Genomic DNA, 22,113 nt, shown 5'->3' with positions numbered 1-22,113 from the left:
ATTTCATGAAAAAAAATATATACTACACTTTTCTATGCTTTTTTGTTTTGAATGTATTCATGGTTCATTCAATGCTCCTGGCACAGGTAGCACCTGAATCAAATCCACATCGCGGGATGTATTTAGATCATTTTCTGAAGATATTACCGTCTGGTGAAATTGATCAGGCATTTTCGGTTTTGTCTGTGGATACAAACCGCGACGGTATCTTTGAGCGGGAAGATGCCATCCTGGAATATTGTGCCCAAAATCACATCACCTACATTGCTCCCTATGATATGGGAAAAATTCTGGGCCGGAATCGTACCGCCTGGAATGAAAATACCCGGCAGTATGAAGACCTCGAAAAACATTTTTGCCGATTTATTCAGAAAGCAAAAAATGAATATTGCATCGATCAGATTGGTGCTATTGCCGGGAATGAATCTTTTTTTGATTCTCTCATGACTTTTACAGAACGCTATCCTCCTACAGAACCATACCGTTTTCGTCAGGAGCAATTGAATTCTCCGGTCTTTAATCCCGCTTTGCGCATGGCAGAAAATACTTACCCTGACGGGTCACGAGAACAGCGTCTTGCGGAATTTATCAAATTTTACTTACGTCTTTCTGATCTGAACCGATGCGCTGAATGTGGTGCGAATATCGATGTGTTGAATGTTGAATTGGAATTTTGGTACACCTGTGCATCCGATTATCAGGATTATGCTGATCTGATAAATTATATGTATTCTATCAAACAGTTACATAATAATTTGTATCCTCTATATCCTGTCTTCACGGAAGATTATCTCGCCAATCTTGTTAATTGTACTACTCCTTATTCGATTACGGATGTGGCACACTTGTGTGATGGTTGTTCAAATTGTTCTCCATGCGCGAATTGCGGTAATCCACATCCAAAAATTATTGACCGGGAACAAATATCCTTCCTTACCGGTAATCCGAATTATTATGTGCATTCGTATACCTTTCAGTTCGCTGATTCACTTACGGCTGACAGCACCGATTTTCATCCATTACTTTATGCTGAGTCAATAGATCAGGGAGGTTTTGCGGATTATCTCGGATCGTGGTTCCCGCTTGCGTACACGAACAATATATTCACAGCAGAAATGCTTTTTTACGGTTCCTGGAGAAATCATCCATACACACAAATTAACTCTCCTCATGAAAATGTAATTCAGCCCGGTGGCGCCATGTGGTTTTCTAAATCCTACATGTTTGATGCACTTAAAAATCCATTGACCTTTTATTCAACAAGTCCTCGTTGCAACACAGCCGGCACTGCACAGGTTATTTTCAATTATATCGGTCCTCCGGAAACAGGGATCGCCTATTCTTTCTGGATCTCACGTGACTCCGATTCTGTGTCAGTGTACCCTTACAATAGACAGCGCATTACCGGAATTTCAACCAGCTATCTTCCGCCAATTGGCACTGCTGCTGGAAGAAAATCTATTGAATTCGCCGACACATCGATTTTTCCTGTGTGTATTTTACCCATAGGAAGATATACAGCACATCTTCGTTTGGAATATGAAGGCAATGCTGAATGTGGCGGATACCAATGCGATCAGCAAGTGCTGGTTGCAGGATCTCCGAAACTTTCGCTCTGGGGTGACAGCATTTTTTGTGAAGGATCTTATTCATGGTTAAGAGCCACACCCGGGAGCGGCTATCAATGGTATCGTGATGGAAGAATTATTCCCGGTGCTGTAACACTCACCTACAAGGCAACTCAAACAGGTCATTATTCCTGTTTTGTTACAAATGCAGGTGGATGTGGCGGCTTATCCGATACAATTTACATTCAGGCCAAACCCAACCCAATGATGCATCTGAATGCGCATTGCAATGGAAATAACACTGTCACAATTATCGCGAATGCAACGGATACAACTGCTGCACCATCACGCTATGGAGAAGGTGGTGTAACTTATCAATGGAATACGGGAGAAACAACAGACAGGATTACGGTTCCTTTTGGCCGATTGAATTACAGTGTCACTGTTACTGATCCGTATACTGGTTGTATAAAAACCGATGATGTTCTTGTTACGGATTCGCCTGTTCAATCGTATTCACTCAGCATTCAGGCAGATTCAATCCCTGCTACATCGTGCAGCGCGAATGGAGCTTTGCATGCTGTGTTTAATCCTGCAAATTACAATCCCGTTTCCTATGTCTGGAGTACTGGTGAAAAGGTTTCTTCGATTCAGAATTTATATCCGGGTACATACACCCTGATCAGTACTGTTTACGATGTTGCTTGTTCTTATTTCGCATCCTACACAATTGGAACAGTACCAACAGGCGGACCGGTAGTAAATCCAATCATTACACCTGTATCATGTGATGGTGAGGCCAATGGCTCCATTCAATTAAATCTCAGCGGAGGGAGTCCGCCTTTTAGATTTGAATGGAAAAATATTCCAAAAGATTCTGTTCATGATCCTTCGAATCAAAATCAGTCCGACCTTTTTCCCGGGACCTATACGGTTTATATTTATGATGCAAATGCTTGTCGCTTTGAAGAAAAATTTATTGTTCCCGTCAGTAATAATTCCGTTTCGGTAACCATTACTTCTGTTTCACCTGTAACGCTTTGTTCGGCTAACAATGATGGATCGGCTACAGTTGCAGGAAGTGGCGGAAATTCTCCATATCAATACCAATGGAATGATCCGCTTTTACAAACTACAGCTACCGCAGTAAATCTTTCTACAGGGTCCCGCAGAGTTGTTGTTACGGATGCTAATGGCTGTTCAGTCACAGCATTGGTTAGCATACCGGGCGCTCCGCCAATGGCGTTTATTCCATGTGATTCAAACGTCACCTGGTTAAATTGTTCAGATGACAGCAGCGGTTTTTTGAAATATTGTGTCGTCGGTGGAACAGCTCCTTTTACTGTGTCATTACCATGGACGATGCCCGATTCATTCCAGGTGGAATTGAGAAATATTCCAGTTGGCGTTTACTCTGCCACGATCACGGATGCAAACGGATGTACCTTCACACAAACAGAAGCCATTACCGCTCCGGCTCCTGTATCCATTCAGACTGTCGTTCAATCCACAACCTGTATTGGCTGCAACAATGGTTCGATTCAGGTTCAATTGTCCGGCGGCATTGCTCCTTATTCATGGTCTATTGTTCCTAACCTTGGAACTATTTCAGACACAATGGTGACGGATTTACCTGCAGGAATTTATGTTTTGTGTGCAAGGGATACCAATGGATGTGAAGTTTGTGATACGGTGAATGTTGCTGAAGATCCCACCGGAATTAATTCTTTTCCCGAGAATAATCTTTCCTTTGAATTGTTTCCAAATCCCTCATCCCGAAGCACACATTTCCATTTGTCAGGAAGTATTTCAGGATTGCAATTAAATCTGGTCATCACAGACCTTGCCGGTCGGACAATTTCAAATCAACCGCTTGAAAAACTAAAAGATGTCGAGCTCTACAATGTTCACGGAAAAGGTATCTATCTCGTAGGAATCGAAGAACAAAATCACAAAATTTTACCCATCCGAAAAAAATGGTTAATCATAGAATAAGAAAAAATCAAAACAATTGAACCAAAAAAAATCCGGAATGAAAACCATCCCGGATTTTATATTATTAAAATCATCAATCATCAATCATCAATCATCAATCAACAAATCATCAATCATCAATTCAATCACTCGACCGTCACCGACTTCGCCAGATTCCTCGGCTGATCGACATTACAACCGCGTAATACCGCGATGTGGTAGGATAAAAGTTGAAGTGGTACAACAGAGATCAGCGGCATAAGTACGTCGTCTGTTTCAGGGATCTCGATCACGTAATCGGCCATCTTGTTCACCACCTGATCACCTTCTGTAACGATGGCGATGATGATTCCTTTACGCGCTTTTACTTCCTGGATATTGCTGACAACCTTTTCGTAGGTTTCGTTTTTATTGGCAATTACAACCACCGGCATCTCGTCGTCAATCAGAGCGATCGGACCGTGTTTCATTTCGGCGGCAGGATAACCTTCCGCGTGGATGTAAGAAATTTCTTTCAGCTTCAGAGCGCCTTCGAGAGCGACAGGGAAACCATAACCACGACCGAGATAGAGGAAGTTGCGGGCGTCTTTGAATTTTTCCGCAAGCTTCATGATCTGATCGTTGGTTTTGAGGACGCGTTCTACTTTCGCGGGAATCGCTTCCAGCTCATTCATCAGTTGATGATAACGTGAATCTGTAATTGTGCCTCGTGCGTGTGCGATCTGAAGAGCGATCAATGTGAGAACAGTCACCTGCGCGGTGAATGCCTTTGTTGATGCAACACCAATCTCCGGACCGGCATGTGTATATGCTCCGGCATGTGTTGCGCGTGGAATAGATGCTCCAACAACATTACACACTCCGAAAATTGTCGCGCCTTTTGATTTGGCCAGTTCAATCGCGGCCAATGTATCCGCGGTTTCGCCCGACTGTGAAATCGGAATAACAATATCGTTTTCTGTAATGATCGGATTTCTGTAACGGAATTCGGACGCGTATTCTACTTCAACAGGAATCCGTGCAAGGTCTTCAATCAGGTATTCAGCGACCAGTCCTGCATGCCAGGATGTTCCGCAACCGATGATCAGGATGCGTTTCGCGTTCACGAATTTATTTTCATATTCAGCAACTCCTCCCAAACGCAGGAATCCTTTTGTTGCGTCGATACGTCCACGCATACTGTCCCAGATGGAACGCGGTTGCTCGTAAATTTCTTTCAGCATGAAATGCTCATAGCCGCCTTTCTCAAGCTGCTCGAGTTTCATTTCAAGTTCGTGGATGTATGGAGTCTTTACCTGATTCTCAATCGTCTTCACCGTGAGTGTACCGTTGTTGATATAGGCCACTTCACCATCGTTGAGATAGATGACGTTGTTGGTGTATTCAATAATCGGAGTCGCGTCTGAAGCGACAAAAAATTCTCCTTTTTCTTTACCTACTCCAAGCACGATCGGACTTCCTTTACGTGCGCAGATCAGTTCATTCGGATGATCCTTTGACAATACCACGATAGCATAAGCTCCGATAACTTCACCAAGAGCCAGACGAACAGCTTCATCCAGCGATACATTTCCATGCTCAAAGATATCTTCAATCAGATGTACCAATACTTCTGTATCAGTATCGCTTTTGAAAATATGTCCGCGCTTGGTAAGCTCCGCTTTGATGGAAGAATAGTTCTCAATGATTCCATTGTGGATGATCGCGAAGTTGCCGCTTTGGGAATAATGCGGGTGAGCATTTTTATCATTCGGTTCACCGTGAGTGGCCCAACGGGTATGTCCCATTCCGATGTGACCTGAAGTGTCTTTGTCTTTCGCGAATGCATGAAGGTCACTAACCTTTCCGGCTTTTTTGAAAACTTTCAAATCACCGTTCAGGATCGCGATACCTGCACTGTCATAACCACGATATTCAAGACGCTGAAGGCCTTTGATCAGGATCGGGTAAACATCCCGCTTACCGATATAAGCTACGATTCCACACATAGTTTTAGAATAAGAATTGTGTTAAAATAATTCCTCTGCAAAGATCAGAAATAAAACTCCTGTCTGAGGTTAAGGAAGATGCGTATAGTATAATTTCAGTGTTGCCCGATAACTGGCATTTTTTCCACTGCCGATCACCAATCGATTCGCCTGAACCGACGAACCGGAAACAACCAGATAAAAACCATCGTTCCTCAGTCTTCCGTCGAGAATACGCTGTATTTGGCGGGCCAGGTTAAAAGTATAGGTTCTTCCATCAGAATTGATGTTTCCACCAAAATACCCTCCTGTTTCATAATAATCGATCGGGAAATAAGATCCCCCGACGGAATCAATCGCGACTAACAGCAATTTCGATGGCACACCAAATTTAATAGGTGTGCCTGCCTGGGAGGTGAGGACCAACTGGGCTTTATTTACTACAATACTGCCAGAATCCGCAAAATGTTTCAAAAATGGCAATGTAATTTTTGTTTTTACCCCCGCCATGGATTGCAAAAAGGCAAGGGAGTCAACCGCGTTTGAATCCGCGATCTGAGTAGCGACAACAGTTCCTGTATAATCATGTGAAAATGAATTTACACGGGCTCCTGCAAGTGAAAATGAATAGCTCTTTACCACCGTATCGGCATTGTGGTAGTAAAGGGTCATCTTAGAATTGGAGAAATTAAAGTAAGAGATGGAACCCGAACCCGGACTAGCCGCCTGGTCTGTGCGAATGTAAAGCCCTTTGAAATAAGCATTGAAATTGTCGCTTGTTGACAATTGTGATTGACCTTCCAGTGCCATAATACTGTCAGCCAAAGCCAGGCTCAAAGGAATGCGCATTTGCGGGGAAACCGAATCACCGGCTACAACAACTTCCGTGTTGGGTTTTGGACGAATAGCAAGGGTGCCGAGAGCAACCGGATCAAAGCTGAAATTTTTATTGGAATAATAGGAGCTGTCAATATCCATGTCTTCAGTCATTTCGAAGACTTCCACATTTTGCAAAGTTGTTGTGTCTCCGTAATAACCTGCATAGGACAAACTCAAAACAAGTGAATCTGCTTGTCGGATCCCGCCAAAATTGGGAACTCCGGCAAGAACAGCATGTGTATAAATGGAAGCTGTATGTTTTCCGAAGACATCATCGTTCATGCTTCCCAGCAATTGCAGGGATAATTCATCGGATCGAAGGGTGTCTTCCAAAACTGTTCGTGTCCATACCGTAGATGTATCCGAGGCGGAAACACCTAATGTATCCGATGCCGGGATAACTCCGAGCCCGATTTCATCCGGATCTTTACAACCGGGTTGCAACACAATTCCTCCCAGCAAGGTGAGCAGAAAAAAATATTTCCTCCACGTTTTGGTGGAGGAAATATTTTCTGAATTGTTGATAGTGGTATTGATATTCTTGCGGAAAATTCGGGAGGATGATCCTTCCGGAAAAGCTATCTTCATATTTAGTCTTGGAGAACGGGTTCCTGTTCGAGGAGTTCGTCGTAGAAATCTGAGCAGGCGTTCACAAATCCGCCTTCATCATCAAAGGGTTTATATTCTAATACAGGCTTGGTGGATTTTTTAAGCCAGGAATCCACGGTAGCGTGTTTTGTGTCGCATCCTTTGATTACAGCGTCACTCAGTTTCATCGCGGCAAGATGAATGTTTGCCATCGTTGGTTCTTTGTAATGCTTCATGTCATCAGCAGTCACACCGTCCATTTTCAGCTTCTTGGTGAAATTCGGACTGAATGTTTCTTCCATATCCTGGAGGTAGCTTGAATATACTACACGGGAATTCTTAAACATTGGCTCATCCTTGTAACCTGTTTTCACAAAGAATGGAATCAGGGAAGTCATCCAGCCATGGCAATGGATTACATCCGGAGCCCAGCCGAGTTTCTTAACCGTTTCCAGAACGCCGCGACAGAAAAAGACCATACGGTCTTCGTTGTCCTTGTAGAATTTCTTCTTCGCGTCACGGAAAACCATTTTGCGCTGAAAATATTCCTCGTTATCGATAAAGTAAACCTGCATCCGCGCACTTTGGATGGAAGCTACTTTAATAATCAAAGGGTGATCTGAATCATCAATAATCAGGTTCATACCGGACAGCCGGATCACTTCGTGCAATTGATTTCTGCGCTCATTGATCAAACCGAAACGAGGCATGAAAGTCCGGATTTCTTTCCCTTTTTCCTGAACGCCCTGTGGTAAAAACCGGGCGATGTTCGATACTTCTGTCACTTCTAGAAAAGGAGTGATCTCTTGGGAAATAAATAAAACTTTCGCTTTCTTCATTTACAGATCGGATTTATTAATATTGGCATGCAAAGATACGTATAATAAGAGTATCACTCAATAGATGCAAGAACCGATAGCGGAAATTTGCGTTTTTTATTGAAATTTTAACAGGTTAAGGACATAATTTGCTGATAAACAAGGGAAAAGGTATTGGTCAAAGGTCCGATAATGATTGTATAAAGCCGAAATAGCGAACCATTATGGTCATGATGCAGGTTATTGATAATAAAATTACCCTCCAAAAAGAGATTTCTGCCTGGAAAGCCTCCGGTTTAAGTATTGGCTTCGTCCCTACCATGGGGGCTTTGCATGCCGGTCACCTTGCCTTAGTAGAAAAAGCTCGTAGGGAAAACGACAGAGTAGTGGTGAGTATTTTTGTAAATCCTACTCAGTTTAACAATCCTGAGGACCTGAAAAATTATCCCAGAACCCTCGAGACTGATCTGAAATTACTCGAACCCATTGGAGCCGATCTTGTATTTGCCCCTTCTGTTAACGAAATGTATCCGGAAGGACAGCTGCCTGAGGTTCCAAGCATTGATCTGGGTACCTTGGATCAGGTCATGGAAGCCAGCCATCGCCCCGGCCATTTTAAAGGAGTTATGCAGGTCGTGGCAAATTTGTTTCGTGTCGTACAGCCTGATGTAGCCTATTTCGGGGAAAAAGATTTTCAGCAATTGGCTGTCATTCGTACAATGACCCGACAGCTGAATTTGCCCGTAAGTATTATCGGCTGTCCGACAGTAAGGGAAAATGACGGTCTCGCCATGAGTTCAAGAAATACCCTGCTTTCGCCAGAAGAACGAAAAGAAGCGACCGCAATTTCGAAAGCGCTGTTTTATATACGTGACAACTGGCAATCCAGACCGCTTGATGTTCTCATCATGCACGCCATTTCAATGATCGAGAAAAATGGAATCATGAAAGTTGAATATGTATCAGCAGCGGATTCAGATACACTTGAACCGGTGAAGGACTGGAATGATGCCTCTTCGATCAGGGTTTGTACTGCCGTTCGTTTGGGAAAAGTGCGTCTCATTGATAACATTGGGATCAATACATCTAAGGCTTAAGGGAGAATTTTGCAATTCATCAGTTTTTCGGAGACCACCTCTTTCTGCCGAATTCTTTATTGTACAAGAACATTTTTAGGATTCGAAATGTAATATGAACCCTGTATTTTATCTGGATTGATTAAGGCATTGTTCTATTTTCAACGGATAGTTAAATTGTCTTAGCGTTATAATTTTTCAGTAATCAAACAGTAATTTGCATCTCTTTCACTTCCTCGATTGTAGTTTCAACGCTGTAAAAATTATTTGAAATGAAAAAAACGCTACCCTTAATTCTTTTTATTCAGTGCTTCAGCATTGGCATCCTGTTTTCGCAGGGAATTTCGCTGCCTTATTCAAGCGGCTTTGACACGCCCTCAGAAATGGCAGGCTGGCAACAATACCGCACAGGTTTTTTAAGCAACTATGCCTGGTCTAATTCAGGTGGAGGATTCTTCTCAATGTGTATTTCACATGATTACAATGTAGGGGGAGCGCAAACCGACACGGTTGTAGACTGGTATGTTTCACCACCTTTGAATTTTACATCTGAAGGAACATTGGCAGTGAAGGTTCTTACCAGCGGTTTCAGCACTCCCTTTCCTGATAATTTTGAAGTACTGTTTGGCACAAATATTCAGGATCCGGCGCTTAGTAGTTTTACCGTCATCGCCAATCTCTCCTATATGCAACCTCAATTCCAATGGCTGGATACCATTGTAAACATCCCATTCGTTTCCGACAGCGGTTACATCGCATTTAAATATAAAACAATTGGTGCCGCATGGTCGACATACGCTTTCGACAATGTTGTGATTGATTTGAGTCCGGTTTCAGTCGGAGAAAATCAAAATAACACTAAGACTTTGAATTGTTACCCGAATCCATTCAATGAATCGACAAGCATTGAATTGCCGCAGGATTTACGGAATTCAAAATTGACCGTTCATATTTATGATACTATGGGGAAGGAAATCAAATCCACTGAATATGTCAATGCGAGAAAAATCCTGATAAGAAAAGAGGGGCTGCCGGAAGGAGTTTATTTTGTAAAAATTGATCCGGAGAATTCAAGATCTTACACTGCGCAAATTGTAATTACCGATTAAATATTTTTGACAGATCTAACATCTGGTTTAAAACAAAAAAATCGTCCGGGTATCGGACGATTTTTTTGTTTTGACTTGTTCTGGTTTATTTAAGAACTTTCGCGTTCACCAACGCCACTTCCATTTCATTTTTCAAATTGAGTGTGTCGTGACGGATAAATTCTATGGATTCACCTTTGTTACCATGACGGTAAATCTTGATGGTTACCTGCAGGTTATCCGACCAGAATTCATAAAAGAATGCTTTGTCCCTTAATACCACACGGCCTTCTGCGACCATTTTTTTTGCCATGATTCCTGTATTTTTAAAACCAACAATTGATATGTGCAAACAATGGTTATTGCCGGTAAAAACAACAACGGAATTAGAAATTATTCTGACTTTGGTGGCTGAGGAGCGGCGTTCGGCGCTTGTGTTGATGGAGCCTTGGCAGCTTCCGGTTTCGGAGCTTCTGCTTTTGGTGCCAGTCTCACCCGAACCGCATTGGTACCTTTTGGTCCCATTTCAGTTTCAAAAGTTACTTTGTCGTTTTCTTTAATTGAGTCCATCAAACCATTGATGTGCACAAAAACACTTTCGCCGCTTTCTTTATCTTTAATAAAACCATAACCCTTTTCAGTATTAAAGAAGGTTACAACTCCTAGATGAATCGGATCTTCGGCCGCACGTCGTGCTACTCCGATTTCGATATCTTCGGCATTGATGACTCTTTTTTTGGATGGATCGGGTGGGGTGGAAGAGAGTCTTCCGTTTTCGTCAACATAGGCCAGCATTTCTTCGAAACTCCTGGCACCCTGTGAATTAGCTTTTCTATCTTCTTTCTTTTGCTCTTTTTCCAAGCGCTTTTTCTGACGCTTTTTTTCTTTTTCTTTTTTACTGAATGTTTCTTGTGATTTGCTCATAGTTGAATTTAAATTTTTTTGATGCAGGGATCAAAAGCACAAACAGCTTAAAACCGAACCGCGTTGTAAGATACGTTTATTCTCTTTCTTGAAGATGAATAGTATTGGAATTCACAAAACTCGTGATGAAAAGAGCGATTTCAGCCTCTAAAGCAGGATTGTTTTTTTTCATTGAAGAACAAAACCGAAATATTCTCAGTGAAAATTAATGGATAATAGTGCTACAATGCGTGCTTTTTGCACAGCAATTCTTCCGGAAAATCTTCAAACAACACGTGGAATGAAGATGGACGAAACGGTCGCTTCCAGATTCTCGAGATCTTTTTTGATTTGTGAGATATATTCTTCCTTTTCAAGCTTCAAACGAGGAATCAACTGTTTATAATAATCGATTCCACTGAGCAAGTTGTTTTTGAAATTATTGATGTAACGGGTTTTGTTGCTATTCGCGGTTTCCAGATTCTCCCGGATTTCTTTTTTCAGATAATCTACATAAAGGACGAGTTCATTTACAAACATGTTCGGACGGCGGAGTGTGTTAAGAATGTTGATTCTTCCGTAAATATGATCCACCATTTGTTTCAGAGAAAATGAATCGGAAAAATAAGCCAGATTGGGTCCCGGACAAATCGCTACAGCTTTCAGCTGATGACTGAGAGGCAGATCGTTTGTAATCAAAGCACTTGTACCCAGTCCTTCGCACAAACAATCTTTGTCTGTGATTTTGTTGTACTCCATTTCAAATGCTTCTTTCGAAAACGATTTTGTTTCCAGTTCTTTTATTTTCTGACTTTGATATTCACGTGAAGCAGTGCATATCGGGGTCTTGCTGAATTCAGTATTTGATGAGAGAAATTTTTTATAACACGGACTTCCGGGACGGCCTTTTTCAATCCTGATTTTACGTTGTGTTTCGGAAGTGCTTCCTCTGAAGTTGTTGAACGGGATACCAAGTGGGGAAGCGTTACTCAGAAAATAATCTTCTTTTCGTGCTTTCGTTAATTTTGATAATGTATCAGGGTCAACATTGGTGGCTTCGGGAACCAATAAAAATGGACTTCCCCATCCGGTGGCGTTTACTCCATAATAATCCAGAAGAAATTTATTTTCATTTGCAGTTCCTATACCTCCCTGAACTGTAACCTTCATTTCCGGTGCTTCCTTAAATACCGGAAGACTTTTTGAATTCAATGCAATGGTGCATGTCATCAATAACTCTTCTTCGATTTCCTTTTTCTTTAGTTTGAATTCTTCGAGAATCGGACCCAGCAAGAGTCCTTCGGTAGCGAAAGCATGACCGCCGCAATTCAATCCGGATTCAATTCGGAATTCAGAAACCCAGATCCCTTTTTTTGCCAGTAATCTTCCCTGGATCAGCGCGGAACGATAGTCGCTTACTTTCAGAATAATTTTCTTTTTCAATGTGCCGGATTCGTCCGGGAAAAAATCAGGAAAGGTTTCGATGTATGTATACAAGCGAGGATTGTATCCGGCGGATAATACGACCGAGGAGTTCAAACTACTTTTTGCAAAGCCTCTGAAGGCAGATAAAGCATCTGAAAATTCTGCAGGTAATGCCTCACCGTTTTGATTGTAGTTTGTACGGTCCACCTTTGACATAATGTTTACATCAATAGCGCCGGATTTTATTTTTTTTCTGAGCAACGTTTGTTTCCTGATTTTTTCAGTGCTGTCGGATGTCTCCAGCATCTCAAGATACAATTCCTTCACCGGTGAATTTTCGGGAAGTAATTCAAAATATTTTGAAAGTTCATTCGATACTTCAAATGGCAGGTTGCTCAATTCCTCCGTTTGCTTTGAAACAAGTTCCTGAATCAGATTCAGGTAAGCGGTGATTCTTTTTGCCCTGGAGTCTTCAGTTTCATCGCTGATTGGAATGTAATTTAATCCGGATTTTTTGGTGTGATACATTCTCATTTGCTCCACCAATTCATCTTCGATGATTGAAACAACGGATGAAATTCCAAAGCGTGCGACTTTTAAAGGAGTATCAATAGTAAATCCCAGTCCCATCACAGGAATGTGGAATGTGTGTAATTCTGAAGTATTCATTCGGATTTTTTTCGTGTGATTTTTCAAAAATCACGGTATGCTTTACAAAGGACCTGTTTAATTATGACATTTATCATGATAACAATCATGAATCAAAATGCCAAATAATTAGTTGGGATATTAAAAGTGGAATTCAATAAATAAATGATGTTTTTTGAGTTTGAAAAAATGATTCAACGAAAAAAAGAAATTAACGGTTTGAGATGAATTCGCTAAATTTCTTTTGAAATGAATTCGCGGATTTTTTCGATACAAATATTTATTTCATCCGTAGTATTATGTCGACCAATCGAAAAACGAACAGATGAATAGGCGACATCTTCTGAAATTTGCATTGCCCTTAGTACATGTGACGGTTCAGCTAATGCGGAGGTACACGCGCTTCCGCTGGCAACAGCAATATCCGGCAAATGCTTCATGAGCGTGGAGGCTTTTATTCCTGTGAATGCAAGATTGCTTGTATTGGGCAAGCGATTGCGTGTGCTTCCGTTTACAGAAATGTTTCCAAGATCAATCAAGCCTTGCTCAAGCATAGAACGTAATTTGGAAATGTGAAGATTGTCTTCCCACATTCTTTCATGTGCCAGTTCGCAGGCTTTTCCAAAACCCACGATACCCGGGACATTGAGGGTTCCGCTCCGAAGTCCTTTTTCATGACCTCCGCCATCGATTTGCGCGATCAGTTTTACTCTCGGATTTTTTCTGCGGACAAACAAAGCTCCGCAACCTTTGGGGCCATAGATCTTATGCGAAGACATTGCTAAAAGATCAATTCCGTCTTCTTCTATATTCACTCTGATTTTTCCACAAGCTTGTGTCGCATCACTCATAAAAATACTGCCTTTTGCATGAGTGATCGCGGAAAGTTCCCTGATATTCTGAATCACACCGGTTTCGTTGTTAGCGTACATGATGGAAACAAGAATGGTTTGATCCGTAAGCGCGCTTGTTAATTCGGAAGGATCGATTAATCCATCAGGTTGCACCGGAAGAATGGTAACACGCGCTCCCGATTTTTCAAGATGAGCACAAGTATCCAGGACGGCCTTGTGTTCAGTCGCTGAAGTGATGATGTGTTTGCCTTTGCCGGAATATGCTTCAAAGGCCCCTTTCATAGCAAGGTTGATCGCTTCAGTTGCTCCGGAAGTAAAAATGATCTCAGAATCTTCGGCGCCGATGAACTTTGCTATCTGTTGTCTCGCATCAGTCACAGCCTGTTCTGCGATCCAGCCAAAAGAATGGGTTTTACTGGATGCGTTACCGAATCGTGTTGTAAAATAGGGTAGCATTGTTTCCAAAACCAGGGGGTCAACCGGAGTCGTCGAATTGTAATCAAGATAAATTGCCATTCGTGTAAAGTTCTGGAATGAGAGAATCAAAAGTACGGCATTCAAAAAAGAATATGGAATTTTTTAAAAGGATTGCCAGAAACATTTTTCCTACTTTTGAACTCTTCAAAAACAAAAAACAATATGTCAGTTGCTCAGGGTCATCATCATTCACACAAAGAAGAACATTTCGAACAAACTGATACCGTAAAGGATATTGTTATCGGAATGGCAGATGGCCTGACCGTTCCTTTTGCATTGGCAGCAGGTCTTAGCAGCGCGGTGTCGAATAACGCGATCATTATCACGGCAGGCTTTGCGGAAATTGTTGCAGGTTCCATTGCCATGGGCCTGGGAGGATACCTTGCCGGAAAAACGGAGATTGAACATTATGATTCAGAACTCGCAAGGGAATACCGCGAAATAAAAACACATTATGAAACGGAGCGGAGAGAAGTGAAAGAGATCTTTGGCAATTATGGTTTGTCTGCTGAATCACAAGAGACCATCATGAATGAGATGGAAAAGGATCACGACAAATGGGTTGAGTTTATGATGCGTTTTGAGCTTGGTCTTGAAAAACCGGATATCAGAAGAGCGCGTCAAAGTGCACGAAATATTGGTTTGGCATATATAGTCGGCGGTATCGTACCGCTCTCAGCATATTTTTTTACAGATAAGCCGGTTTCCGGATTGCTTTTTTCCGCGATTATAACAGTGATTTGTCTGATGATTTTTGGCTATTTTAAAAGTAAGGTGACTGGCCAGAATCCGGTAAAGGGGGCTTTACGGACCACCATGATCGGGGTGCTTGCAGCGGCAGCTGCCTTTCTATTTGCCAAACTTTTAAGTTGATTCACCCATTCTTTCGGGTTATCAACATATTAAAAGCTGAATTCACCAAGATTTACAATGAATTTACCTTTATTTAATAGATTGTTTCAAGCTGATTGCCTATTTTTGAAGATTCAAAACTCGCGAGATTGGCGTTTTTACAAATATTCTGAATGGATAGAGCGATTTTCAAACGGTCTCACATAAGATTAATAATCTTTTTCTGTGGCCTGTTTTTTTCTTTAAGGTCGTCCGGGCAAAATGTTACGGTGGCGGGAGCAAATCCATTGACACCCAATGGAACCTTTGCAACATTGAATGCAGCTTTCACAGCCATCAATGCAAGGGCACAAAATGCGCTCAATATCACTATCACAATCACCGGTAATACAACGGAACTGGTTACAGCATCCCTCAATCAAAGTACAGGAGTATGGGCTTCACTCACCATTCAACCCAGCGGTGTGAGAACGATTACAGGAGCCATTGCCGGTCCTCTTATTCAACTGAATGGCGCGGATAATGTGACCATCAATGGATTGAATGCAGGTGGGAATTCCCTGACCCTTTCAAATACGAGTGCCTCCAATCAAGCCGCGACCATTAAGTTTGTTTTGGATGCAACCAATAACCTTGTTACCAATTGTACGATTTTAGGTTCTTCTCTGGGTGTTTATAATGCAGCTGCAGATGGAGCTGTTATTTGGTTTTCTAATTCAGGTACGGGTGCCGGAAATGATAACAATACTATTTCAAACAATAACCTGGCACCGTCAGGAGCAAACCTTCCAGGCATATATATCAAGAGTCATAACTCCATCGTGGGAAAGGATAACAGTAATATTACCATTACAACTAATACGATCCACGACTATTATTCATCCGGACAAATGAGTGCCGGTATTTATGCGTTTATAGGTAGTTCGACATGGACCATTACAAACAACAGGATTTACCAAACCAACTCGCTGGCTTTGAATATTAGCGGAAATCCATATCCTGCCAATACATATAGCGCGATTGTTATAAAAGCGGGTAATGGTTATACTGTAACCGGTAATTATTGTGGATTTGCAAATGCGGCCGGCACAGGGTATACAACCATCACAAATACAGTTTCAAATTTTGCTGGTTCCGTACAGGTGATCATTATTAACACTGTCACCGGTGCAAGTTCTACCGTATCCAACAATGTAATCGGAGGTTTTGACATCACTTCAAGTCGTTCTTCCGGTACCGCGGGAACAGGTATTTTTTATGGTATTTATGTTGAAAATGGCCCGACAACAGTATCGAATAATGTTATTGGTGCAGTTGCCGGAACCAACAGTATCCTGATCAAATCAACAAATAATTCGGTCTTCACATCTTTTGTTCCGGCTTGTGGAATCATTGTTTCCGGTAATACCGGAGCGGAAAACATAACCGGCAATTCAATCGGAGGCATTTCAATTTTGTTCCCTTCACCGGGTAGCGGTAATGGAGATCGTGTCGGGTTTGTCGGAATTTACAACAGTTCATCCGGTGGATCAATCAGCATTACCGGTAATACCATCGGGAACTCTTCTGCAAACAGTATCAATTCTGTTCACAGATTTGCGAATATGGTCGGCATACACAATACTGTTGCATTGTTTGCTGTGACTATCAGCAATAATACTATTCAAAATCTGACGGTGAGTGGTGCCAATACAGGTGTGGACGAACAGGCTTCCATTATCGGTGTCCTTGATATCCCTATTGCAGGTACTGCAGCAACATTGATTTCTCAGAATGTAATTTCCGGATTGTCAAACACCGCTGCGAGTGGCTCTATTCAGGTGCGTGGTATATTCTGTAAAGGCGGAGCATCCAACATCAGTACCATTCAGAAATGCTGGATTCATACATTATCGGTTGCCAGTTCAACCAATACTTCTTCGATTACAGGCATCACCATGAAGAATACAAACCAGGTAAATGCCTATAATAATTTTATTAGTTTGGGTAATGGTTTGTCCAACGACATTATCATTAACGGTATCGAACATCAAACAGGTATTGGTTACTGTTATTTCAATTCAATTCGTATCCTGGGTTCACCAAGCGGCACAACAAATACGTATGCTTACAATTACAACACCTCTTCTACTTTTTTATCGATAAAAAATACCATCCTCTACAATGAACGGTCGGGTGGTAGTGGAAAGCATTATGCCATTCGTATGGTTGGAAGTTCATCTCCTGCCTATTCTGCTGCCCAGGGAACCAATAACCTCTTGTACACCACAGCTGCTCCATTGGCGAATTATGCGGGAGTTGATTGCGCGAATCTCACAGTCTGGAATGCGAATTGCGGAGGAGGAGATCCTGTTACCGCGTCTAAAACGGCTACAGTTGCTTTCACTTCGGTAACGGATTTGCATACTGCAGATTACAATGTCAGGAATGCCGGTATTTCTCTTTCCCCGACGGTCACAGATGACTATGATGTCTTTACACGACCTTCCTGTATTGATATTGGTGCTGATGAATTTGATCCGGGAAGTATTGCCGGCACAGCTTACACATGGATGGGTTCAGTGGATAATAAATGGTGTGAAGCCTGCAACTGGGACAGAGAGGTTGTTCCGCCATCTACCGCGGATGTTATCATCAAAGACAACCGTCCCAATTATCCATTGCTTCAGGCAGGTGTTGGTTGTGGAAATGTAACAGTAAATGATTTTACAGTACAGCAAAATGCTACTCCTGCAAAGAGCGGTTCTATTGATCTTGCAACATATTCCATCACCGTTACCGGGGATATCAGCATTAATGGAACGTGTGATTGTACCGGTGCAAGTGCAGGAGGACTCATTACTGAAGGTTTGATTGATGTAGCCAGCGCCACTCAGCAACAAATCCTCGATATACGAAATGCCAGTGGTAATTTCCCCGGACAAATTTGTCGGCTGCGTATTAATAAGATCCAACCTACAGGAGTTGCGTCCAATCGTCATGAAGCAATACTGAAAGGAAATCTGAATATTCTGTATGCACTTGATTTTACAAACGGTGTACTTTTATCGCGCAACGGAGCAACATATGACGCGGATGAAAATACCGGTGTAAATTTTAAGACGATCAATATATTGAACGATGACCCGGGTGCCGTCACCCGCCAGACTATCGGAGCACAGAATACACGCAATGGATTTTTTGAAGGTCGTCTGAACCGTAAGATTATCACAGTCGGAACAAAAAACGAATACCTCTATCCTTTGGGCTTCCGTCAAACCGGTGGAACCGGAGTGCTGGGTGATTATTACTATTGTCCATCCCTTGTGCAGTTCGCTTCTGCTACCAATAACAACTACCTTGTTGGTACCTACCTGAACAATAATAATAATTTTGTGGTGGATGGAGTGTTCATTGGAAATACAGGTCATGGTTGTGGTAATCCTTTCGAGATTGATGATCAGGGCGGAGCAACAGCAACAACTTGTCTGAATCATGAAATTGATATGGTTGGTGATTTTTACTGGGACTTCCAGGAGAATAACGGTGCCAACACCTCCGGTGATCCTGCTATTTTCCCGGGAGCATTAGGACCGGTGGATTACAGTATAGAATGTGCCGGAGATCGTTTCAATCTCCAGGCAATGGATGGACTAACCGGATCCGAATTGCGTCTTGTAAAACGCCCCAGTGTAGCCGTACCGGATAGTACCGGCCAGGGTGCATGGATTACATCTGCAGGTACTCACGATGGAGCGGATATCAGTGTGAATACCGGTTTGGCGATGTATTCTGTTTCTGCCGCCACTTTGCAAGGAGCCCGTCGTGACGGATTGTCCTCATTCAGTGGTTTTGCAGGCGCAGGCAATGGACCATCTCCACTACCCGTAGAACTGCTTTATTTCTCAGCGGAGAAGAGTGGAAAATCTTCTGTCTTGTGTTCATGGGCAACTTCGTCGGAAATCAATAATGATTATTTTGAAGTGTATGCAGCGCGGGAAAACGCAGGTATTTTTGGTTACCAGAAGATTGCGTTTGTGGAGGGTCACGGAACTACTTCTCAGCAATTCGAATATTCTATTGTCGATGAACAACCTGTTCAGGGAAAGAATTATTACAAATTGAAACAGGTTGATTACGACGGGCAATCCCGTGAATCAGAAGCTGTGGTGGTACTGTTTAATTCTGGGAAAAATTTTGAATTAATCGCGGTATCTCCCAATCCATTTAATGCCGATCCGTATTTATATCTTCAGGCAAATGAACCGGGAAAACTTTTGATCCAGGTCGAAAATTCAATTGGACAGACTGTCTACAGTAACGAAGAAATGCTCAGTCGGGGAAGCCGGACAATTGGTCTGTCGCTGCCGTCCGATCTTTCTCAAGGCGTGTATTTTGTTCACCTCACATTTGATGGAGAACAATATGTAACGAAGCTGATCAAGAAATAAACATCTTCTTTTTTTGTACCTTCCTGCCTGAATTTTTCAGACAAGGATCATGATCATTACCTGTGTTATAGATGGAAATTTGTTCCGTGTGGATTTATCCAAACCACATGACATTTCTATACCTCTGCGAGCCGGAGAAATCAATGTAAACGCGTTTTATATTCCTCCTGTACAAATAGAACCGTTCAGAGCCGGTGGTTTTGTCGGTGACGTCAAACAAGGTGGTTCATGTAATGTCAACAATATCCTTTTTAATCCGCATGGAAACGGTACCCATACCGAGTGTGTAGGTCATATTTCTACAGAGCCATATACAATCAATCAAAGTCTGCGTCGCTTCTTTTTTATATCAGAATTAATTTCAGTTACTCCTCAGTCTGTTTTTAACGATCATATTATTAAACGAGATCAAATTGAAAATGCACTAGGCGAAAAGCGACCGGAAGCTTTGATCATCCGCACCCGCCCGAATCCGGGTCTTAAAATCAACAGACATTATTCCGGTACAAATCCCGCTTATTTACATCATGAGGCAGCGGCTTTTATTCGTGATTGCGGAATTGAGCATCTCCTGCTGGATCTGCCTTCTGTCGACAAAGAAGAGGATGGAGGCAAATTGTCGGCACATCACGAATTCTGGAATTACCCTGAAAACACAAGAAAGGATGCTACAATCACTGAATTGATCTATGTGCCAGACGAAATCAAGGATGGTTCTTATCTTCTCAATTTACAAATAGCCTCCTTTGAAAATGATGCCAGTCCCAGTAAACCTCTGCTTTACAGGATGATAAAAGCCTGAGGCTGGAAATTTTGGTTTTTTTCAAGACAATTTGACATTTGCCGTTCGATATATAGTGTTGATATTCAGGGAAATTATTTTCATGACATAAATATTTGTTTAGGATCTTCCCGAATTGAGAATTATCATTTATGAGAATTAATTATTTAGAATCATTCTAATAAGTAATCGTATGGATATGGCATACAAGAGGTTTACTGTTTGACCAATGCTAATTATGATAAAAATCCTTGTTAAATTAATTTGACAATATGAGGTTAAAAGGTAGATTTTCTCCTTCATAAGAAGTCCAACAAACACTCGATTTTAAATTTTTTTTCACAAATTCTTTCCAGAAATGTTGTTTCTAATAAATTTGCACCCGTTCAAAAAACTGACAATTTGATGACCACGCTGCTGGCCATCTCTTTTGGTTTTTTGCCTTACACGTTCTAACCGAACGCGCTAATAAAAACAACATGAGCAACCGCTACATTACCAGGCACATTACGTTCCTTGTCACTGTATTTTCACTTGCGCTCTTTTCATTCACCGCTGTAAACGCACAAGATGGTGAAGCGCTTTTCAAAGCCAATTGTACTTCCTGTCATGCCGTGAAGGAAAAGATGGTCGGTCCTGCCCTGAAAGGGGTAAGTCAACGTCGTTCCGAAGAATGGCTGATCAAATGGATCAGGAATTCACAAGCGGTTGTGAAGAGCGGCGATGAGTACGCTGTCAAGATTTTCAATGAGAATAACAAGGTAGCCATGCCTTCTTTCGGTCTGAAAGACGAAGAAATCAAGGCAATGCTTGCATACATCAAGGCTGAAGAACAAAAGCCCGATGCAGCTGCTCCTGGAACAACACCGGGAGCTCCTGTCGCGCAGGAAGAACCACAGCCAATTTGGTTGTACCTCCTGATTGCGGCAGCAGTACTTTATCTTTTGAGCATTGTATTGGGTCGTGTTCAACACACACTTGCTCGTACAGTTCGCCAAAACGCGGGTACACCTGAACCGGCGCCAATGACACGTTGGGAAAGCACTCGTTTCTGGATTCGCAATAATAAAAAACTTGTAGCCGTAATTTTGATTTTCCTCACGCTTTACGGAAGTGTAAAGGGATGGTATTCATTGATGTCCATCGGTATTTCACAAGGCTATACTCCTGAACAACCGATTGCTTATTCCCATATTCTCCATGCCGGACAAATGCAGATTCCATGTATCTATTGTCACAGCGGAGCGGAACGCGGAAAAGTTGCGGGTGTACCATCAGCGAACGTATGTATGAATTGTCACAAATACGTTCGCAAAGGGCCTGTTACCGGAACTGCTGAAATCGCGAAAATTTATAAGGCATTGGATTATGATCCTGATAAAGGAACGTATGGTCCAAACCAACAGCCGATCCAATGGGTTCGTGTTCACAATCTCCCGGATCTCGCCTATTTCAATCACGCTCAACACGTAGTTGTAGGTAAAGTGGCTTGTCAGACTTGTCACGGCCCGGTTCAGGACAGCATGACGGTAGCCGGTCAGTATTCACCTCTCACAATGGGATGGTGTATCAACTGTCACCGTACCACAAAAGTGAATATGGCCGGAAATGCGTATTACAACGACTTCCACAAACAATTACTTTCAAAATATGGTGCGGATTCATTGCTGACGGTTGCGACCATCGGTGGTTTAGAATGTGCACGTTGTCATTATTAAAAAACAGATTTTAATGTTTTGGAGGAATAACTGATTACTTCAGAAACTCTCCACCAACACATCAATA

Annotated in this window: 14 protein-coding genes; 7 read left to right on the top strand and 7 right to left on the bottom strand. The window is 42.1% G+C overall.

Features of this window, described 5'->3' with window-relative positions:
- Positions 1-5: 5 nt before the first annotated feature.
- A complete protein-coding gene (locus IPP86_05695) occupies positions 6-3,563 on the top strand; it encodes a hypothetical protein (GenBank protein ID MBL0138008.1) in 3,558 nt (1,185 codons plus the stop codon).
- A 125-nt stretch (positions 3,564-3,688) separates the two neighbouring features.
- Here IPP86_05695 and glmS read toward each other — a convergent pair whose 3' ends face one another.
- From glmS to IPP86_05680, 3 genes are all read right to left on the bottom strand, one after another.
- Positions 3,689-5,530: a glutamine--fructose-6-phosphate transaminase (isomerizing) gene (gene glmS / locus IPP86_05690; GenBank protein ID MBL0138007.1), complete on the bottom strand. Its 1,842-nt coding sequence runs from the start codon at positions 5,528-5,530 to the stop codon at positions 3,689-3,691.
- A 69-nt stretch (positions 5,531-5,599) separates the two neighbouring features.
- Entirely contained in the window at positions 5,600-6,976 is a 1,377-nt protein-coding gene (locus IPP86_05685) for a DUF4270 domain-containing protein (protein ID MBL0138006.1), read from the bottom strand.
- Between the two features lie 2 nt (positions 6,977-6,978).
- Complete coding sequence (locus IPP86_05680) at positions 6,979-7,815, bottom strand: glycogen/starch synthase (GenBank protein MBL0138005.1); 837 nt, start codon at positions 7,813-7,815, stop codon at positions 6,979-6,981.
- Between the two features lie 212 nt (positions 7,816-8,027).
- Here IPP86_05680 and IPP86_05675 point away from each other — a divergent pair, with 212 nt between their 5' ends.
- The gene (locus IPP86_05675; GenBank protein ID MBL0138004.1) at positions 8,028-8,891 is read left to right on the top strand and encodes a pantoate--beta-alanine ligase; all 864 of its coding nucleotides are present in this window, start codon (positions 8,028-8,030) and stop codon (positions 8,889-8,891) included.
- 251 nt (positions 8,892-9,142) lie between these two features.
- Positions 9,143-9,979 carry a T9SS type A sorting domain-containing protein gene (locus IPP86_05670; protein ID MBL0138003.1) on the top strand — a complete coding sequence of 279 codons (837 nt, stop codon included), beginning with the start codon at positions 9,143-9,145 and terminating at the stop codon, positions 9,977-9,979.
- 85 nt (positions 9,980-10,064) lie between these two features.
- Here the strand turns inward: IPP86_05670 and IPP86_05665 are convergent, their stop codons facing one another.
- The 4 genes from IPP86_05665 to IPP86_05650 all read right to left on the bottom strand — a co-directional run bounded on the left by IPP86_05665 (position 10,065) and on the right by IPP86_05650 (position 14,304).
- Positions 10,065-10,271: a hypothetical protein gene (locus tag IPP86_05665; GenBank protein ID MBL0138002.1), complete on the bottom strand. Its 207-nt coding sequence runs from the start codon at positions 10,269-10,271 to the stop codon at positions 10,065-10,067.
- A gap of 80 nt (positions 10,272-10,351) precedes the next feature.
- Positions 10,352-10,882 (bottom strand): cold shock domain-containing protein, encoded by a 531-nt coding sequence (locus IPP86_05660; protein ID MBL0138001.1) that lies wholly within the window; start codon positions 10,880-10,882, stop codon positions 10,352-10,354.
- 264 nt (positions 10,883-11,146) lie between these two features.
- Positions 11,147-12,955, bottom strand: coding sequence for a hypothetical protein (locus IPP86_05655; GenBank protein MBL0138000.1), 1,809 nt, complete (start codon positions 12,953-12,955; stop codon positions 11,147-11,149).
- 212 nt (positions 12,956-13,167) lie between these two features.
- On the bottom strand, positions 13,168-14,304 hold the full coding sequence (locus tag IPP86_05650) for a cysteine desulfurase (GenBank protein ID MBL0137999.1): 1,137 nt from the start codon (positions 14,302-14,304) through the stop codon (positions 13,168-13,170).
- Between the two features lie 123 nt (positions 14,305-14,427).
- Here IPP86_05650 and IPP86_05645 point away from each other — a divergent pair, with 123 nt between their 5' ends.
- From IPP86_05645 to IPP86_05630, 4 genes are all read left to right on the top strand, one after another.
- On the top strand, positions 14,428-15,138 hold the full coding sequence (locus IPP86_05645) for a VIT1/CCC1 transporter family protein (protein ID MBL0137998.1): 711 nt from the start codon (positions 14,428-14,430) through the stop codon (positions 15,136-15,138).
- A gap of 248 nt (positions 15,139-15,386) precedes the next feature.
- Complete coding sequence (locus tag IPP86_05640) at positions 15,387-19,547, top strand: T9SS type A sorting domain-containing protein (GenBank protein MBL0137997.1); 4,161 nt, start codon at positions 15,387-15,389, stop codon at positions 19,545-19,547.
- A gap of 49 nt (positions 19,548-19,596) precedes the next feature.
- Positions 19,597-20,349: a cyclase family protein gene (locus IPP86_05635; GenBank protein ID MBL0137996.1), complete on the top strand. Its 753-nt coding sequence runs from the start codon at positions 19,597-19,599 to the stop codon at positions 20,347-20,349.
- A 458-nt stretch (positions 20,350-20,807) separates the two neighbouring features.
- Complete coding sequence (locus IPP86_05630; GenBank protein ID MBL0137995.1) at positions 20,808-22,046, top strand: c-type cytochrome; 1,239 nt, start codon at positions 20,808-20,810, stop codon at positions 22,044-22,046.
- Positions 22,047-22,113: the final 67 nt, after the last annotated feature.

Source organism: Bacteroidota bacterium (assembly GCA_016720935.1).
Taxonomy (GTDB): Bacteria; Bacteroidota; Bacteroidia; order AKYH767-A; family 2013-40CM-41-45; genus JADKJP01.
The sequence above is the reverse complement of the archived record's forward strand: the minus strand, read 5'-3'. Positions and strand labels throughout refer to the sequence as shown.